This is a genomic window from Acidisoma sp. S159 (genome assembly GCF_009766125.1).
Taxonomy (GTDB): domain Bacteria; phylum Pseudomonadota; class Alphaproteobacteria; order Acetobacterales; family Acetobacteraceae; genus Acidisoma.
The window spans coordinates 258,765-275,946 of sequence record NZ_LMUG01000002.1 but is presented as its reverse complement, the minus strand read 5'-3'; the positions used below and the strand labels follow the sequence as shown (position 1 = coordinate 275,946).

Here is a 17,182-nt window from a genome sequence, read left to right as displayed (position 1 = left end):
TCAGGCGGCGAGGGCGGCTCGGGTGATGAAGCCGCCGCCGAGGACACGCTCGCCGTCATAGAAGACGCAGGCCTGCCCGGGCGCGGGCAAAGCGGGCGTCTCCAGCACGACGGAGGCGCCGTTCTCCGCCGTCGCGCGCACTAGCGCGGGCTGCGGCTCGGCGCGGGCGCGGAGCTTGACGAGAACCGACAGGCCCTCGGGCGGCGGCGTCACGAGCCAGTTGACCTCGCGCAGCCGCACCTCGCATGTGCCGCCGTCCCGCGGGCCAACCGTCACGCGGCGGCGGCCCGGGTCGAGCGCGGTGACGACGGGCGGCTTGACGCCCTCGACGCGGGGCAGGCCGAGGCGTTTTGCCTGGCCAACCGTGAAGCGGGCAACGCCTTCGTGGCGGCCGAGAACCTCCCCCGCCGCGTCCACGATCTCCCCCGGCGCCATCGCATCCGGCCGCAGCTTGGCGACGATATCAGTGTAGCGCCCGGCGGGGACGAAGCAAATGTCCTGGCTATCCGGCTTGACCGCGACCGACAGGCCGAGCCGCGCGGCCTGGGCCCGCACCGCTGCCTTGTCCGGCATGTCGCCGAGCGGGAAACGGCTATAGGCGAGCTGCTCGGCTGTAGTGGCGAAAAGGAACCAGCTCTGATCGCGGGCCGCATCCATCGCGCGGTGCAATTCGGGGCCGTTGGCGCCATCAACGCGGCGGACGTAGTGGCCGGTCGCCATGGCCTCGGCGCCGAGATCGCGGGCCATGTCGATGAGGTCGCCGAATTTCAGGCTCTGGTTGCAACGCACGCAGGGGACCGGGGTTTCGCCTGCCGCGTAGCCACCGGCGAAGTCCTCGATGACGGTCGCGCGGAAGCGGGCCTCGGCGTCGATCACGTAATGGGCGATGCCCAGGCGATCCGCGACGCGGCGGGCGTCGTGGATGTCCTCGCCCGCGCAGCAGGCGCCGCGGCGTTTGGCGGCGGCGCCGTGGTCGTAGAGTTGCAGGGTTACGCCGATGACCTCATGGCCCTGCTCGGCCAGTAGGCCGGCGACGACGGAACTGTCCACCCCGCCGGACATGGCGACCACGATGCGCATCAGGAGACTTTCGGCTGAACTCAGCCGCCTTCTACCTCGATGGCGGTCGCTCTGCCACGCGGTTTCGCGGCCGGCTGCTTCGCCCGTGGCTCTGGGGTCTTGGGTCTGTAGGCACACCAGGGAGCGGCGCCGCAGCGCCAGCATTCCGGCGTGCGGGCTTTGCAGATGTAGCGGCCATGCAGGATGAGCCAGTGATGGGCGTGCAGTAACATGTCCTTGGGGATACGCTTGAGCAGCCCGTCTTCGACCACCCTCGGCGTCTTGCCGGGGGCGAGCCCGGTGCGGTTGCCGAGACGGAACAGATGGGTGTCCACGGCGATCGTCGCCTCGCCGAACACCACGTTGAGGACGACATTGGCGGTCTTGCGGCCGACACCCGGCAGCGCCTCGAGCGCTTCGCGGTCATGCGGCACCTCGCCGCCATGATTGTCTAGCAGCGCCCGTGAGAGGCCGATCACCGCCCGCGCCTTGGACTGCCACAGGCCGATCGACTTGATGTAGTCACCGAGGCCCTTCTCACCGAGCGCCAACATGGCTGCCGGTCCGTCGATCTTATTGTAGAGCGGCGCGGTGGCGCGGTTGACCGAGGCATCCGTCGCCTGGGCGGACAGCACCACGGCGACGAGCAGGGTGAAGGGGTCGCGATAGTTGAGCTCGGTTCGCGCATCCGGCCATTGATCCGCCAGCGCCTGCATGAAGGGCCGCACATTGCGGGTGGGCATGCGGACGGGGTGGGCGGCGGTGGCGGGCGGGGCTTGGGCCATGAGCACTGCTAGCCGCTTTGCCGGCGTCCCGCCAAGGCAGCGCCGCGCGGTTTGGGGCTGGAGAATTCGCCGCCGAAGGGCCAAGATTGCCGCATGGTCGAGGATGCCGAACCCGTCGTGTTCGAGGCGGAATTTCCGCCCTATCGCAGCCTTTCGCCGCGCGGGATCACGATCGCCATTTGTCTGCTGGGCGGGCTTAGCCTCGCGGTCACCACGATGTTCTGGATCCTGGGAGCCTGGCCGGTGGCCGGCTTCGCGGGCGTGGAGGTTGGGCTCGCTCTCATCGCGTTGCGCTGGAACGCGCGTGGCGCAAATGCGCTGGAGACGCTGGTACTGACCCGGCAGTCGCTACGCATCGACCGTGCGACGCCAAGCGGACGGCGCCGCAGCACGACGCTTCCTGCCGCCTGGCTCGGCTCTCGGCTGGAGGAAGCGCCGGGGCGGGTGCCGCGGCTTTTCCTCATCAGCCGCCGCCGTCAGTTCGAGGTGGCGCAGAGCCTAGGCGAGACGGAGAAGCGGGACCTCGCGGAGGCGCTCGGCGAGGCGCTGTATCGCTTGCGGCATCCGACCTTCGACAATCCACAGCTTAGAGACGGGGCGTAGGCTACACGTCATACGCCCCGATGCCGCCTCAGGTTTTCTCCGCGATATGCGCGAGCAGGAAGTCCCGGAACACCGCAACGCGCTTCGAGTTCCGCAGCTCCTCCGGATAGACGAAGAACACATCCACCTTGGGCGCCTTCACCTCGGGCAGGATCTGCACCAGGCCCTGGGTGTCACGCGCGAGGTAATCCGGCAGCACGCCGATGCCGAGGCCCGAATGGATGGCCAGCGCCATGCCGTGCAGGTTGTTGATCTCGAGCGCCGCACGGCGCGGATTGCCCGGGCGGCGTCCGGCCTCGGCCAGCCAGTTGATGTCCTCGACCGGCGGGCGGTAGCCGCCGAAGAGGATGATCTTGTGGTTGTCGAGGTCCTCCGGCGTCTGCGGCGTGCCGCTCTTCTTGAGGTATTCCGGCGCCGCGAAAACGTTCCAATGGATGTCCATCAGGTGGCGCTGCACCAGATCCGGCTGCTTCGGCGGATGCATGCGGATCGCGACATCGGCCTCCCGCATCGCTAGATCGAGATCCCCGTCATCCAGGATCAGCGACATCGTGACCTCTGGATACTGCTCGAGGAAAAGCTGCGCCCGGGAGGCGAGCCAGGTCGAGCCGAAGCCCACCGTCGTCGTCACCTTGAGCCGCCCGGCAGGGCGCTCCTTACTTTCGGTCAGCAGCGCCTCGGTCATCGCGAGCTTGGCGAAGACCTCGCGCACCGTGCGGTTGAGGGCTTCCCCCTGCTCCGTGAGGATGAGGCCGCGCGCATGGCGATGGAAGAGCGGCACCTGAAGCGCCTCTTCCAGTGCCGAGATCTGTCGCGAGACCGCCGACTGGCTGAGGTTTAGGGTGTCGCCGGCATGGGTAAAGCTGCCCGCCTCGGCCACCGAGTGGAAAACCCGCAGTTTGTCCCAATCCATGCTTCGCTATTCCCGATCCAAGGCAAAAGTCGGTTCGGGAGGTCGCATGACCTCCCGCGGTCAGTAGGCGGCGACGGCAACCTCTCGCGCGGCATGCGAGAGAAACTTTTCGGCATCGAGAGCCGCCATGCAGCCGCTTGCGGCGGCGGTGACGGCCTGGCGGTAGATGCGATCCTGCACGTCACCAGCGGCAAAGACCCCAGGCACGGAAGTGGCGGTATTGCCGCCCGAGGTCAGAATGTAACCATCCCGGTCCATCTCGACCTGCCCCTCGAAGATCATCGTATTGGGCGTATGGCCGATCGCCACGAAGACGCCGTCGAGCGCCAGGGTCCGCTTCTCGCCGGTGCGAACGTGCTGGAGGCGGAGGCCGTCCACCACGGCGGGCGTGCCGCCGCCGAGGATTTCGTCCACCTCATGATCCCAGATCACGGAGATCTTCGGATTGGCGAATAGCCGCTCCCGCATCACCCGCTCGGCCCGCAGCGAATCGCGGCGGTGGACCAGTGTAACGTGGCTGGCGTGGCGGGTGAGGTAAATCGCCTCCTCGACGGCGGTATTGCCGCCGCCGATCACCGCAACCGCCTTACCGCGATAGAAGAAGCCATCGCAGGTCGCGCAGGCCGAGACGCCGGCGCCGCGCAGGACACGCTCGGACGGAATCTCCAGCCAGCGGGCGGAAGCGCCGGTCGCGATGACGATGGTATCGGCCTCGAACCGCTCGGCGGAGTCGGAGATCGCGACGAAAGGGCGGCGGGACAGGTCGATCTCGGTGATGATGTCATGGATGGCGCGGGTGCCCATGGCTTCAGCCTGTGCGGCCATCTGCTCCATCAGCCATGGTCCCTGGATGACCTCGGCGAAGCCTGGATAGTTCTCGACATCCGTGGTGATCGTAAGCTGGCCGCCAGGCTGCAAACCCGCGACAAGGATCGGTTGCAAGCCTGCCCGAGCCGCGTAGATCGCGGCGGTATAGCCGGCAGGCCCGGCGCCGATGATCAGCACCGGCGTGCGGTGAGCCTGAGGCATAGAGGGATCCATTCGATTCGCCAGTTCAAAGAATATAGTGCTCAGGATGCATGGCAAGGAAAACGGCCTGCGGAAAGCGCCGGTTATTGCTCCATAACCATGCGGATGAAATAATATTTCGTCAGCCGTTATTCAACGGCGCCTCTGGAGGCCGCCGATCCGCCGATGAAGTCCCATGTTCAAGCCAAGGCGGCCGAGGATAGCGAGCTCGACTCCATCGACCGCCGCATTCTCAGCGAACTCCAGACCGATGGCCGCATCACCAACGTGGAACTGTCACGCCGCGCGGGCATTTCGGCGCCTCCTTGCCTGAGGCGGGTGCGGCGGCTGGAGGAAAGCGGCATCATCCACGGCTACCATGCGGAGACCGATGCCGCGCGCCTGGGCTGGACCATCTCCTTTTTCGTCATCGTCGGGCTGGACAGCCAGAAGGAGTCGGTTCTCACTCGATTCGAGCAGACGGTGGCCGGCTGGGACGAGGTGCGCGAGTGCCACATGATCCGTGGCGGCGGCGATTTCCTGCTCCGCCTCCTCGCGCGGGACGCCGCGCACGAGAATGCACTCACCCAGCGGCTGACGGGGATCGCGGAGGTAAGCCGGGTGCAGACGCTGCCGACGATCCGGACGAGCAAGAGCCTGGCGGGGGTGCCGATTTAAGTTGGCGTGGCGCCCAGTCAAACTCACCCCCGATCCCAGCCCTAGAAGGGAGGGCCGGGGGTGTTAGTGCGCCGCTCTACCGACTCGCCTGGACCGCCAGATGATCGCGGTCGCCTAACATCCGGTGCAGGCGGGGCTCGATGGCGGCGGCGATGCGGGCCATGCCGAAGGCGTCCGGATGCAGCAGCACGCCCGGCACGACCATATGCGCGACCTGCGGGTGGCTCGGGATGAGCAGGGCGGCCGAGAGCTTCGAGAATTTCGGATCGAGGTAAAGGTCGCCGTCGATCTGGCCGTTCTTCAGCAGAAGATGGCCGACATCCATGAAGGTCACGAAGTCGCTGTCGCGATAGACGGTCGCCAGGTCGGCGTTGATGATGGCCGTCTGCGCGCTGGCCCAGGGCGTCCTACGACTGGGCAGGACGCCCAATAGCAGCACCTTCGCCTGGGGCAGCTTGCGGTGCAGGATGGTGGTGATGGCCTCGATGCCACCCACGGTTTGCTCGGCATCCCAATGGGCACGGCCGAGGTTGTTGGCGCCGATCAGCACCACCACCGCGCGCGGAGAGATGCCATCGACCTCACCATGATCCAGGCGCCAGATCACGCTGGCCGTGGTGTCGCCGGTGAAGCCCAGATTGATCGCGGACCGGTCGCCATAGAAGCGATTCCAGACTGGCGCGTAATCGGCATAGGCGGCCGGCATCGCAAGTTCCCAATTCTGGGTGATCGAGTCGCCGAGCCAGACCAGCCCCACAGGACCCTCGCGGTTGCGGGTGAGGCTGTGCTCGAACCGGTGTTTCCACCAGGGGAGGTCCATACGGCCGATCGGCGCCGCAGCCAGGTTGTTGCTGCTCGCCAGCGCGGGTGCCAGGGGCAGCAGCAGGCCGAGCGCCAGGAGCAGACGTGCGAACATTGGAAGACCCTAGCGAAAGAGCAGGAAGGCCGCGCTGCCGAGGCCGGCGGCGACACAATACCAGGCGTAGGGATCGAGCGCCGAGCGATCATGGCCGCGGAAGTAGCGCATCAGGAAGGCGGTGCTGGCGAGTGCGGTGAGCCCGGCCACCACGGCGCAGATCAATGACAATTGGAAGACACCGCTGCCATGGAGCGCCGGATCATGCAGCAGCTTGGGAATCTCGAGCACCGCCGCCGCACCGATCACCGGCGTCGCGATCAGGAAGGAAAAATGCGCCGAGCCCTCGTGATCGACACCGCGCAGCACACCGCCCAGGATCGTCACGCCGGAGCGCGAGATGCCGGGAACGAGTGCCAGGCACTGCCAGAGACCGATGATGAGGGCGTCCTTCGCCGTAAGGGTCGATAGCGCGCGGCTGCCGCTGCCCTTCATTCTTTCGCCCACGAGCAGGATCAATCCGTTGACGACCAGGAACACGGCGGCGATCAGCGGTGTCGCGAAGACTCGGCGCAGCGGATGCTCCAGCACCAGGCCGATGACCACCACCGGGATCATCGAGATGATGATGAGGGCAAAGACTCGCCGGCCCTCCTTGTTCGCATGAGCGTCGCTCATCCCCAGCAGTGCGCGGATGATGGCGAGCCAGTCGCGCCAGAAGAAGACGAGCAGGGCCACGGCCGTGCCGACGTGGAGCATGACCAGGAAGGGTAGGAAGCCACTGCTCTGCAGATCGAGATGCCAGCCAAGCAGCGCGGGCAGCACGACGGCATGGCCGAGGCTGCTGACAGGGAAAAGCTCGGTCGCGCCTTGGACAAGGGCGATGATGATGGCGTGCAGCGGATCCATGGGCGGCGGGATTCTCCGAGGTCGCGGGTCTGCATAGCCGATCCCGCGACGCCCGCAATCGACGAAATCTGTGTATAGCCGCCGCGTGCCGAACGATCCCCCTTCCGCCGACCCCACCCGCGACGGCGCTTTTGCTCTTCTGGCTGCCGTTCTCGACCGGCATCGTTCGCTCGAGGACGCGCTCGATTCCCTGCCGGCGATGGATCTGCGTGATCGCGCCGCCGCCCATCGCCTGGCCGCCACCGCTCTGCGCCGCTGCGGCACGATCGATGCGGTGCTGGAGCCCTACCTCGCCAAGGCGCCGCCGGTGGCCGTCAAGCATATCCTGCGGCTGGGTGTTGCGGCCCTGTTGTTCCTGGAGGCGCCCCCTCATGCGGCGGTCGGCACCGCCGTCGATCTGGCCAAGCGGCGAGGGCAGACGAAGGTCGCCGGGCTGGTGAATGCCGTGCTGCGCCGGGTCTCGGAACAAGGCGTCGCGTCACTCGCCGACCTGGATGGCCCGCGACTCGACACACCGCTGTGGCTGTGGGCGGCCTGGGGACGCGAGGGGCGTGCCATCGCGACGGCACATCAGAGAGAGGCACCATTGGACCTCACCCTGAAGCCGGGCGCGGCGGTGCCCGAGGGCGGCACGCTCCTGCCGACCGGCTCGGTCCGCTTCCCCGCCGGCACGCACATCGCCGACATCGCCGGATTCGCCGAGGGCCAAAGCTGGGTACAGGACGCGGCGGCGGCTTTGCCGGCGCGGCTGCTCGCGGTAAAGCCGGGCGAGCGGATCGCCGATCTTTGCGCGGCACCGGGCGGCAAGACGGCGCAACTCACGGCCGCCGGCGCGGAAGTCTTCGCGATCGAGCGTGATGCGGGGCGGCTGCGCCGGCTGCGGAGCAATCTCGACCGGCTCGGCCTCTCGGCGACCCTCGTTGAGGCGGATGCCATCAACTGGCAGCCGCCAGCCCCATTGGATGCGGTGTTGCTCGATGCGCCCTGTAGCGCTACCGGCACGATGCGGCGGCACCCCGACCTGCCTTTCCTCAAGAAGCCCGGCGATATCGGGGCGCTGGTAGCGGCGCAAGACCGCCTGCTGCGGGCTGCCGTGACGATGCTGCGCCCTGGCGGACGGCTGATCTACGCGGTGTGCTCGCTACAGCCGGAGGAGGGCGCGACTCGCGCCGCGGGTGCCTTCGCCCGGCTGCCGCTGGAGGTGATGCCGATCTTGCCCGAAGAGGTTCCGGAGCTTGCCGAGGCCATCACGCCGGCGGGATTTTTGCGGACCCATCCGGGGCTATGGCCCGAGCGCGGCGGGCTGGACGGGTTTTTCGTGGCAAGGTTCAGGAAGCTCTAGCGCCAACACGCCAAGACGTTACCGCGTCGGGTCCCCGCGCGGGGTAGTTCCGCGAACCAGCCATGGCCTTTTTTCAGACCCCTAACGCCCCCATTTGTCTTATCTTCGCAAGTGCAACAGGGGGTGACTGGTGATGACGGATGTGGGCAGCGATTCGAGCGATGTGACCGAGGTTTCCCTGGTCATGAGCCCGGCCGAGGCTAAGGCCGTCGACCGCTGGTCCGCTGAGCATCACGTCGAGGATCGCTCCGAGGCAGTGCATCGCTTGATCCAACACGGGCTTGACGCAGAAACCGCGGCCGACGACGCCCACCTGCGCTAGGCTCGCCCGCGACGCATAGCCGGGGCCTGCGCCGCGTTAGTGGCGCCTTCGGTTAGCGCTCGCTTCCGCGGCGGTGTTCGTTTATGTGTGCGCCGCAACACGACACGCCCTGCCTCTGACGGCTGACCCGTCATCGGCGGGGCAATTTCTGTACCGCCGAACTTATCCTGCCCCTTCGTGGGCTCCAAAAGCCGGACCTGATCCCTATGGATATTCGCAACATCGCCATCATCGCCCATGTCGATCACGGCAAGACGACGCTGGTGGATGCGCTGCTCAAGCAGTCCGGCGCCTTCCGCGACAATCAGCACGTCGCGGAACGCGCCTTGGACCGCAACGATCTGGAGCGTGAGCGCGGCATCACCATCCTCGCCAAATGCACCAGCGTCATCTGGAAGGGCACGCGGCTCAATATCGTCGATACCCCAGGCCATGCCGATTTCGGCGGCGAGGTCGAGCGCATTCTGAGCATGGTGGACGGCGCCATCCTGTTGGTGGATGCCGCTGAGGGCGTGTTGCCGCAGACCAAGTTCGTGCTCGGCAAGGCGCTGGCGCGGGGCATCCGCCCCATCGTGGTAGTCAATAAGGTCGATCGCCCGGATGCCCGCGCCGACGAGGTCCATAACGAGGTTTTCGACCTATTCGCCGCGCTGGACGCGACGGAGGAGCAGCTCGACTTTCCGATGCTCTTCGCCTCCGGCCGCCAGGGCTGGGCGGATGAGGTGCTCGAAGGCGCCCGCAAGGATCTCGCGCCGATGTTCGATCTGGTGATCCGGCATGTCCCGTCGCCGAACCTGAATGTCGATGCGCCTTTCGCGATGCTGGCCTCCATCCTGGACTACGACAACTTCCTCGGCCGCGTGCTGACCGGGCGTGTCGAGCAGGGCCGTGCGCGCCTCAACATGCCGTTGAAGGTGCTGCGCGCGGACGGCACGGTAGTCGAGACCGGGCGACTGACCAAGCTGATGTCCTTCGATGGCCTCGACCGCGTGCCGGTCGAGGAGGCGCAGGCCGGTGACATCATCGCGATCGCGGGCCTCACCGATGCGACGATCCCGGATACCTTGGGCTCGCCTGAGCTGATGTCGCCGATCCAGGCCATTCCGGTCGACCCGCCGACCCTCTCGATGACTTTCCGCGTCAACGATGGCCCGCTCGGCGGCCGTGAGGGCAAGAAGGTTACGTCCCGCCAGATTCGCGACCGGCTGATGCATGAGATCCAGGGCAACGTGGCCCTCAAGATCACTATCAGCAACGAGACGGACGCCTTCGAGGTCGCCGGCCGGGGCGAGTTGCAGCTCGGCGTGCTGATCGAAACGATGCGCCGCGAGGGCTTCGAGCTCACCATCGGCCGCCCACGCGTGCTGACCCGCGTCAACGAGGAGACCGGCGAGCGCGAGGAGCCCATGGAGGATGTGCTGGCCGATGTCGACGAGCCCTATACCGGCGTAGTCGTCGAGAAGCTCAGCCGCCGTAAGGGTGAGTTGCAGGACATGCGGCCCTCGGGCGGCGGCAAGGTTCGCCTCACCTTCCGCATGCCGAGCCGTGGCCTGATCGGCTACCACGGCGAATTTCTCACCGACACGCGCGGCTCGGGCGTGATGAACCGGCTGTTCGCCGGCTACGGTCCCTGGAAGGGCCCGATCGAGGGCCGCCGCAATGGCAGCCTGATCTCGAACCTTGATGGCGAGGCTGTGCAGTATTCGCTGTGGTATCTGCAGGAGCGCGGCACGCTGTTCGTGAACCCGGGCGAGAAGGTCTATACCGGGATGATCGTCGGCGAGCACAGCCGGGACAATGACTTGGACGTCAATGTCATCAAGGAAAAGAAGCTCACCAATATCCGCGCCGCCGGCAAGGACGAGGCGATGCTGCTGATCCCGCCGCGCCGGATGTCGCTGGAGCAGGCGATCGCCTATGTCGAGGATGACGAGCTGGTGGAAGTAACCCCCGCCGCCATCCGTCTGCGCAAGCGCCATCTCGACCCGAACGCGCGCAAGCGTGCCGGTCGGGCTTCGGAGTCCGACGCGGCCTAGCCGACAGCGCCGGCTCCTTCGCGGTCCGCAGGGGGCGAGCGTAGGGGTACGCGTCTCGCCCTCATGTCACGAACAAGACGTCATCCTCAGCCCTCGCCAGGATGACGTCAGAAAACCGTCTCAGCGGTGCGTGAGGCGCTCGGAGATTTGTGTCGTGATGGCGCGCGCGGCCGCTCCGCGTCTTGTGCTGAGCCACCATCTCCAATCGTCCAGCATCAGCGTCGTCGCGGCCGCGAGCCGGTGGCGGAAGGCGCGGTACGGCGGCTCCGCCTCCAGCAGGGTCACAGTCGGCGGTGTACGGCCACTCTTGTTCACGCGACTTAGTGTCGCCGCCAGCTCCATCTCGAAGCGGTTCCGCGCCCAGCGGATCAGCGCGTGGTCGTAGAGCAAATGCTTGTCGAGTTCATCAAGCAGCGCCGGATCCTCGACGGGTCGCTGCCGCGCGGTCGAGACGTTAAGGCGGTGATAAGCGATGTCCTGCCAGCCGAAGCGGTCAGCCATCAGCATGAGCGATTCGTTGAAGCGCTCAGCGCAGCCCACGATATCCATCGCGGTAAAGGTGGCTTTCGCCTGCTCCAGATGCGAGGCGTCGAGCGGACCACGCATGCAGTTTGTGGCAAACCGTACCTGTGGATTGTCAGCGTCCCAGCCGTCGAATTCCCGAAACCGGGCGATGAAGAGACGAACCGCTTCCGCCGATGTCGTGGGGTGGCCGAGCCGCGGAAGTTCCACGTCGAAAAAGCGTTGCGCCGCTGGGATTTCGTGACGGTGACGCAGCACATGGGCGAAGTGCGAGAGAACGACGGCTCGCGGCTCACGGAAGAAGGTGGTGAAGCGCGTCGCGCCCTCCACCCCGCCGGAGGCGAGATAATGGCCGTAGGGCGCGTGACCGGAAACAAGGGCGAAGCCGCGCCTTCGTAGCAGCCGCAGATCTGGGCGCGTCCGCCTCATCAGATAGCTGCGCCGATAACCAAGCCTGTCACTCAGCGCGCGAAACAGGCTGGTGCCGGCGGTCTTTGGACAGTGGCAGAAGACGATGGTAAAGGAAGGCAAGGCGGCCGGCGCCGGATGCCGGGATCGCACGGCCGAGACCTGCAGGGGCGGCACCAGCAGTCGAGCGAGGATCAAGCCGACCATGACAAAGGCCGCCTCGTCGAGATGACCGTAGTAAGGGATGCGATCCGGTATGAGGTCAACAGGGCCGAAGGAGTAGCCAACGCCGACAACCAAGGCGAGCTTCGACCAGAGGCACGACAGCGACAGGAGCACGCATTGAGCGAGGATGATTGCCTCGATCGCCAGGCGATAGGTTAGTCGTCTAACCGTCCAGCTCACAGCATCTAGCCATCCGGCGACCATTCCATTCCTCTACGACTCGGCAGCCCGCCGGACAATCACGCGAAGAGCATAGACGAAAATTAGTCGGGCGAGCCAATCGAGGCGAGAGCCAATGTGACAAATCGTTAGGGGCGATAGCCGAGTGCGCCACAGAACGCCGCCATCCGCCGGCAAGCCTCGGTCAAAGTCAGGTCGTCGGTGGCGTAGCTGATCCGGATATGTGGGCTCATGCCGAAAGCGCCGCCATGAACCACGGCGACATGCGCCTCCTCGAGCAAAGCTGTGGCGAAGTCCTGGTCGGTATCCAGGAGCCGCCCGCCGCTACTCCGGCGCCCGATGCAGCCGGCGATTGAGGGGAAGACGTAGAAGGCGCCTTCAGGGGCGACGCAGGTGACGCCGGGCATCCAGTTGAGCGCTTCCACGACGAGATCGCGGCGGCGGCGATAGGCGGCGACCATCTCGGCGACCATATCCTGAGGCGCGTCGAGCACGGCGGCGGCCGCAGCCTGGCCAACGGTCGAGATGCCGGAGGTCGCGTGGCTCTGCACAAGCGCCATGGCCCGTATGAGCGGCAGGGGGCCGCCGGCGAAGCCGATGCGCCAGCCGGTCATCGCGTAGGTCTTGGAGACGCCGGAGACGACCAGCGTCCGGTCGGCAAGCTGCGGCGCGATCGCCGCGATGCTGACGGAACCCTCGCCGTCGTAGCGCAGGTGCTCGTAGATCTCGTCGGCGAAGATCCAGACGTGAGGATGCCGTTCGAGGACTTTCGTAAGCGCCGCGAGATCCTCCGGTGCGTAGGCGGCGCCGGTTGGGTTGTTCGGAGTATTGAGCAGGAGCCACTTGGTGCGGGGCGTGATAGCCGCTTCCAGGTCTTCAGCGCGCAGGCGGAAGCGGTTGTTTTGGGGACAGCTCACGAAGACGGGCCGGCCGCCGAGAAGCTCTGCCGTCAGAGCGTAAGAGGACCAGTAGGGCGTCGGGATGATGACCTCGTCGCCCTCGTCCAGCGTCGCGGCGAAGGCGTTGAAGATCACCTGCTTGGCGCCGTTGGAGACGAGGATTTGCTCGATGGGGAAATCGAGCATCTGGTCGCGCTGGAACTTGCGGCGAACGGCCTGTTTCAGCACCGGCAGCCCATCGACCGGCGGGTATTTGGTCTGGCCGTCCAGCGCCGCGCGATGCGCCGCCTCGATGGCGACCGGGGGCGTCGGGAAGTCGGGCTCCCCGATCGCCAGCGAGATTACATCGAGGCCTTCGGCCCGCATGGCGCGGGCGCGGGCCGACATCTGCACCACTGCTGCGGTTTCCGCGCGGCCGAGGCGGGAGGCGAGGGCGGCCATTGGTGGCGCCCTACTTCAGGCCCTCACAAAACCGCTGGATGCGCTCGCACGCCTTCCGCAGTGATTCGGTGTCGGTCGCGTAGCTGATGCGGAAATGGCCGGGATAGAGAAAGGCCGCGCCATGCACGGCGGCGACGCCTTCCTCCTCCAGCAGCGCGGTCACGAAGGCTTCGTCGTCCGAAATCGCCGTACCGCCCCGGCTGGTCTTGCCAATGCAGCCGTGAATGGACGGGAAGACATAGAAGGCGCCTTCGGGCGTCGCGCAGTTCAGGCCCGGTGCCTTGTTGAGCATTCCGACAACCAGGTCCCGCCGCTCCCTATAGACCGCTACCATCTCCGCGATGAAGCTCTGGTCGCCGTTCAGTGCTTCGACCGCCGCGGCCTGGGCGATGCTGCAGGTATTCGAGGTCGACTGGCTCTGCAGCTTGTCCATTGCCTTGATCAGTGCCACCGGACCGCCGCAGAAGCCGATGCGCCAGCCGGTCATGGCATAGGCCTTGCTGCAACCATTCATGGTCAGCGTGCGGTCCTTAAGCTTCGGCTCAACCTCGGCGAGGGTGGCGGGTTTGAAGCCGTCATAGACCAGCTTCTCATAGATATCGTCGGTCATCACCCAAACGTTTGGATGCCGCAGCAGCACATCGGCGATCGGCCGCAGCTCCTCGGCCGAGTAAGCGGCACCGGTCGGGTTGCAGGGGCTGTTGATCATCAGCCAGCGGGTGCGCGGGGTGATCGCGGCTTCCAAATCCTCCGCGCGGAGCTTGAAGCCGTTGTTCTGGCTGCAAGGAAGAACGACAGGCACGCCATCGGCGAGGGTTACGATATCGGGGTAGCTCACCCAGCACGGCGCCGGAATGATCACCTCATCCCCGGCGTTCAGCGTGGCGACCATGGCGTTGTAGATGACCTGCTTGCCACCCGTGGAGACCATGACCTCGGACGGCGAATAGTCGAGCCCGCTGTCCCGCTTGAACTTGGCGGCGACGGCCGCCCGCAGCGCCGGCGTGCCACCGACGTCGGTATATTTCGTGTCGCCATTCTCGATGGCGCGGATCGCCGCGGCCTTCACATTGGCAGGCGTATCGAAATCGGGCTCGCCAGCAGAGAGGCTGATGATGTCGCGGCCCGCGGCCTTCAGCGCCCGCGCCTTGGACGAAATGGCGATGGTCTGGCTGGGGCTGATGCGGTCGAGACGTTCGGCGGTCAGGCTCACGGCGCGAATACCTTTGCTGATGGCAAGCGCGGCGGACCCTACTGCCGCGCGCGACCGCGCCGCAATTGCAGATGGCGCAGGGCAGCGGTGGAGCGGCTAGACGATCCGCCCGGGTTGAGCTTTGCGCCGGTAGCGGCTGGTGATGAGTTGTTGTTTGCGGGGGCCGGTGATCCGCCAGCTCAATAGCCACTGGTCCGGGCCCAGCAGGCGGTAGCGGCCCTCATAGAGGTCCGGTTCGCAATCATGCCGGACGCAAGCGCTACCGTTCCGGAGTTCCAAGTGGTGGAACGGTCTGCCGTCCTCGAAAGATACCAGAGCCGTGCCGGCGTCGGTGAAGCGGAAGACATATCGGCGGATCGCCTCGCCGAGATAGCCGCCGAGCGTCATAACGCCCCGCTCCTCGAAGAGCAGAGCGCCGTCGAGGGGGAAAAATCGCGCGGTGCCTGAGAGCCGCATGCACGATCCTGGTCCACAGCCCCAGCCGCGCCGCGTCAATTGCCACGAGCCGAGGAAGAAGCCGGCTAAGTCGGAGGCCGCGTGGCTCGTCGGCTCCCATGCCACGCGGGCACTCATGGGGCGTTTAGCGCGCCGGGCGCCGCAGGAGGGGGCACGCAGCTGTTGCGAGGGCGAGCTTGACCGCCTCGGCAGGCAGAAATGGCAGAAGTCCGAAGCCCAGGCTCTTCGCCGGCCCGAACAGGACAGCGAGCCAGGCGACGCCTGGGGCGTAGATCAGCACTTCGCCGAGAGACAGGACGGCGACCGTGCGGATCCAGCTGCGGGTGGCGCCGCGATCGGCCATAGTGCCGACGGTCCAGGCGGCCAGCACGTAGCCGAGCAGATAGCCGCCGGTCGGACCAGCCATATAGGCAAGACCCGCACCGCCCTGAAACACCGGCAGGCCGCAGGCGCCTTCCGCGATATAGGCGAGCACGGTGGCGGCGCCGAGCCGGCCGCCGCAGGCGAGGCCGATCGCCAGCACCACGAAGCTCTGCATGGAAAGCCGCACCGGCCAGAATGGCACCTGCACATGTGCGGCGATCGCCAGCAGCGCGCTGCCGATCGCAACGGCCGCGATCCGCTGGGTCCAGCTACCGCCGATAAGGGGCTTCGCCGGAAGGTCGAGAGGTCTCGTGATGGCTTGGCTCGGCACGATCTATTCTCCAGGGTTAGCCGGAACGCTAGCACACGCCCACTCGACAGTCTTGGCCAAGACTGTCGTGTGCGTTGCGCTCCCCCGCACGCCAGGATGCAGACAGTGGGTGAGCCGAACCGGCCGCCGCCCCCCGCGAGTGCCGCAGACGAGAAACCTTTCTGTCCCTTGCGACTACCGCTCCACGGCCATCGCGACGCCCATGCCGCCGCCGATGCAGAGCGTGGCGAGCCCCTTGTGCCCGTCGCGCTTCTGCAACTCATGCAGCAGGGTCGTCAGCACCCGGGCGCCCGAGGCGCCGATCGGATGGCCGATCGCGATGGCCCCGCCGTTGACGTTCACGCGGCCGGTGTCCCAGCCCATCTCCTGGTTCACCGCATAGGCTTGCGCCGCGAAAGCCTCATTGGCCTCCACCAGATCGAGGTCACTCGCCTTCCAGCCGGTACGCTCCAGCACCTTGCGTGAGGCATAGATGGGCCCGGTTCCCATTACCTTGGGATCGACGCCAACCGTCGCGAAGCCGGCGATGCGGGCGAGCGGTGTAAGCCCACGGCGCGCCGCTTCCTTGGCGGACATCACGACCAGGGCCGCCGCACCATCATTCAAGCCCGAGGCATTGCCAGCCGTTACGGTGCCATCCTTGCTGAAGGCGGGACGCAGCTTCGCCATTCCCTCGACCGTCGAATCATGGCGGATGTACTCGTCGTCGCTCACGATGATATCGCCCTTGCGGCCCTTTACGGTGACCGGAACGATTTCGTCCTTGAACCGCCCGCCCTTCTGCGCCGCACTGGCTTTCTGCTGGGAGCCGGCGGCGAACTGATCCTGCTGCTCGCGCGTGATCTGGTATTGAGTCGCCACGTTCTCGGCGGTGGTGCCCATGTGGTAGCCGTTGAAGGCGTCCCACAACCCGTCCTTGATCATGGTATCGACCAGGTTCAGGTCGCCCATCTTCTGGCCCGCGCGCAGATAGGCGCAGTGGGTCGACTGGCTCATGCTCTCCTGGCCGCCAGCGACAATAATATCGGCCTGGCCGGTAGCGATCTGCGTCGCCGCGAGTGCCACGGCGCGAAGGCCCGAGCCGCAGACCTGATTGATCCCGAAAGCAGTGCGCTCCTGCGGAATGCCGGCGAGGATGGCGGCTTGCCGTGCCGGGTTCTGCCCTTGGCCCGCTGTCAGCACCTGGCCGAGGATGACTTCATCGACCTCCTCGGGGGTCAGCCCGGCGCGTTCCAGCGCCGCCTTGATGGCGACCACCCCGAGCTGGTGCGCGGGCACGGTCGCGAAGGCGCCGTTGAAGCTGCCGACGGGCGTCCGTGCGGCGGATACGATGACGATGTCTTCCATGAGCGTCCTCCCCAAAGCTTGCCTGATGCTGCCGCATCCCTGGCAGCTCCTGGACGTTATTTAGGCGTGCTGGGCGCGCTCCACCATAGGCGGTGGACATGGCTGCCGGGCAAGCGAAAGGCGGCCGTTGAGCGAGACGGGCGCGGCCTGAACCCCACAGACAGGACTAACGGTCGTCCCGTTTGAGGCAAATGAGAAATCCAAAGCCGCCGCCGTGTCTGAAAATCTTGATCGCGCTCGTTGATTCCGTGACGTCGAGCGTCACGCGGAAATCAGTCCAAATAGT

At 66.4% G+C, this 17,182-nt stretch carries 17 protein-coding genes; 5 read left to right on the top strand and 12 right to left on the bottom strand.

The features are described from left to right. Both mnmA and nth read right to left on the bottom strand, forming a co-directional pair. A complete protein-coding gene (mnmA, locus tag GSQ92_RS01460) occupies window positions 1-1,080 on the bottom strand; it encodes a tRNA 2-thiouridine(34) synthase MnmA (protein ID WP_159012858.1) in 1,080 nt (359 codons plus the stop codon). A gap of 20 nt (window positions 1,081-1,100) precedes the next feature. After that, window positions 1,101-1,844 (bottom strand): endonuclease III, encoded by a 744-nt coding sequence (gene nth / locus GSQ92_RS01455; RefSeq protein WP_159012857.1) that lies wholly within the window; start codon window positions 1,842-1,844, stop codon window positions 1,101-1,103. 93 nt (window positions 1,845-1,937) lie between these two features. Between nth and GSQ92_RS01450 the strand changes: the two genes are divergently transcribed. After that, the gene (locus GSQ92_RS01450) at window positions 1,938-2,447 is read left to right on the top strand and encodes a DUF2244 domain-containing protein (RefSeq protein WP_159012856.1); all 510 of its coding nucleotides are present in this window, start codon (window positions 1,938-1,940) and stop codon (window positions 2,445-2,447) included. Window positions 2,448-2,475: 28 nt separating this feature from the next. On the opposite strand, the gene GSQ92_RS01445 is transcribed toward GSQ92_RS01450, so the two are convergent. Both GSQ92_RS01445 and trxB read right to left on the bottom strand, forming a co-directional pair. Then, on the bottom strand, window positions 2,476-3,360 hold the full coding sequence (locus GSQ92_RS01445) for a LysR family transcriptional regulator (protein WP_158805608.1): 885 nt from the start codon (window positions 3,358-3,360) through the stop codon (window positions 2,476-2,478). A 60-nt stretch (window positions 3,361-3,420) separates the two neighbouring features. Beyond that, entirely contained in the window at window positions 3,421-4,389 is a 969-nt protein-coding gene (trxB, locus tag GSQ92_RS01440; RefSeq protein WP_159012855.1) for a thioredoxin-disulfide reductase, read from the bottom strand. Between the two features lie 165 nt (window positions 4,390-4,554). Between trxB and GSQ92_RS01435 the strand changes: the two genes are divergently transcribed. Continuing rightward, window positions 4,555-5,046: an Lrp/AsnC family transcriptional regulator gene (locus tag GSQ92_RS01435; protein WP_158805610.1), complete on the top strand. Its 492-nt coding sequence runs from the start codon at window positions 4,555-4,557 to the stop codon at window positions 5,044-5,046. A 76-nt stretch (window positions 5,047-5,122) separates the two neighbouring features. Here GSQ92_RS01435 and GSQ92_RS01430 read toward each other — a convergent pair whose 3' ends face one another. Together GSQ92_RS01430 and GSQ92_RS01425 are read right to left on the bottom strand one after the other, a co-directional pair. After that, on the bottom strand, window positions 5,123-5,962 hold the full coding sequence (locus tag GSQ92_RS01430) for a GDSL-type esterase/lipase family protein (RefSeq protein ID WP_158805611.1): 840 nt from the start codon (window positions 5,960-5,962) through the stop codon (window positions 5,123-5,125). 9 nt (window positions 5,963-5,971) lie between these two features. Continuing rightward, window positions 5,972-6,811, bottom strand: coding sequence for an undecaprenyl-diphosphate phosphatase (locus GSQ92_RS01425; protein WP_158805612.1), 840 nt, complete (start codon window positions 6,809-6,811; stop codon window positions 5,972-5,974). Window positions 6,812-6,881: 70 nt separating this feature from the next. Here GSQ92_RS01425 and GSQ92_RS01420 point away from each other — a divergent pair, with 70 nt between their 5' ends. The 3 genes from GSQ92_RS01420 (at window position 6,882) to typA (ending at window position 10,511) form a co-directional block, all read left to right on the top strand. Continuing rightward, window positions 6,882-8,153: an RsmB/NOP family class I SAM-dependent RNA methyltransferase gene (locus tag GSQ92_RS01420; RefSeq protein ID WP_254065897.1), complete on the top strand. Its 1,272-nt coding sequence runs from the start codon at window positions 6,882-6,884 to the stop codon at window positions 8,151-8,153. Window positions 8,154-8,286: 133 nt separating this feature from the next. Next, on the top strand, window positions 8,287-8,475 hold the full coding sequence (locus GSQ92_RS01415; RefSeq protein WP_158805613.1) for a hypothetical protein: 189 nt from the start codon (window positions 8,287-8,289) through the stop codon (window positions 8,473-8,475). 206 nt (window positions 8,476-8,681) lie between these two features. Next, the gene (typA, locus tag GSQ92_RS01410; protein ID WP_158805614.1) at window positions 8,682-10,511 is read left to right on the top strand and encodes a translational GTPase TypA; all 1,830 of its coding nucleotides are present in this window, start codon (window positions 8,682-8,684) and stop codon (window positions 10,509-10,511) included. 120 nt (window positions 10,512-10,631) lie between these two features. On the opposite strand, the gene GSQ92_RS01405 is transcribed toward typA, so the two are convergent. The 6 genes from GSQ92_RS01405 to GSQ92_RS01380 form a co-directional block, all read right to left on the bottom strand. Continuing rightward, a complete protein-coding gene (locus GSQ92_RS01405; RefSeq protein WP_158805615.1) occupies window positions 10,632-11,846 on the bottom strand; it encodes a DUF1232 domain-containing protein in 1,215 nt (404 codons plus the stop codon). Between the two features lie 128 nt (window positions 11,847-11,974). Beyond that, window positions 11,975-13,186: a pyridoxal phosphate-dependent aminotransferase gene (locus tag GSQ92_RS01400; RefSeq protein WP_159012854.1), complete on the bottom strand. Its 1,212-nt coding sequence runs from the start codon at window positions 13,184-13,186 to the stop codon at window positions 11,975-11,977. Between the two features lie 10 nt (window positions 13,187-13,196). Further along, window positions 13,197-14,399, bottom strand: a complete 1,203-nt coding sequence (locus GSQ92_RS01395; RefSeq protein WP_158805617.1) for a pyridoxal phosphate-dependent aminotransferase — start codon at window positions 14,397-14,399, stop codon at window positions 13,197-13,199. Between the two features lie 96 nt (window positions 14,400-14,495). After that, on the bottom strand, window positions 14,496-14,972 hold the full coding sequence (locus GSQ92_RS01390; protein WP_256367062.1) for a DUF6314 family protein: 477 nt from the start codon (window positions 14,970-14,972) through the stop codon (window positions 14,496-14,498). A gap of 7 nt (window positions 14,973-14,979) precedes the next feature. Further along, window positions 14,980-15,549 carry a biotin transporter BioY gene (locus GSQ92_RS01385; RefSeq protein ID WP_254065898.1) on the bottom strand — a complete coding sequence of 190 codons (570 nt, stop codon included), beginning with the start codon at window positions 15,547-15,549 and terminating at the stop codon, window positions 14,980-14,982. Between the two features lie 174 nt (window positions 15,550-15,723). Further along, complete coding sequence (locus tag GSQ92_RS01380) at window positions 15,724-16,896, bottom strand: acetyl-CoA C-acetyltransferase (RefSeq protein WP_158805619.1); 1,173 nt, start codon at window positions 16,894-16,896, stop codon at window positions 15,724-15,726. Between the last annotated feature and the right edge of the window lie 286 nt (window positions 16,897-17,182).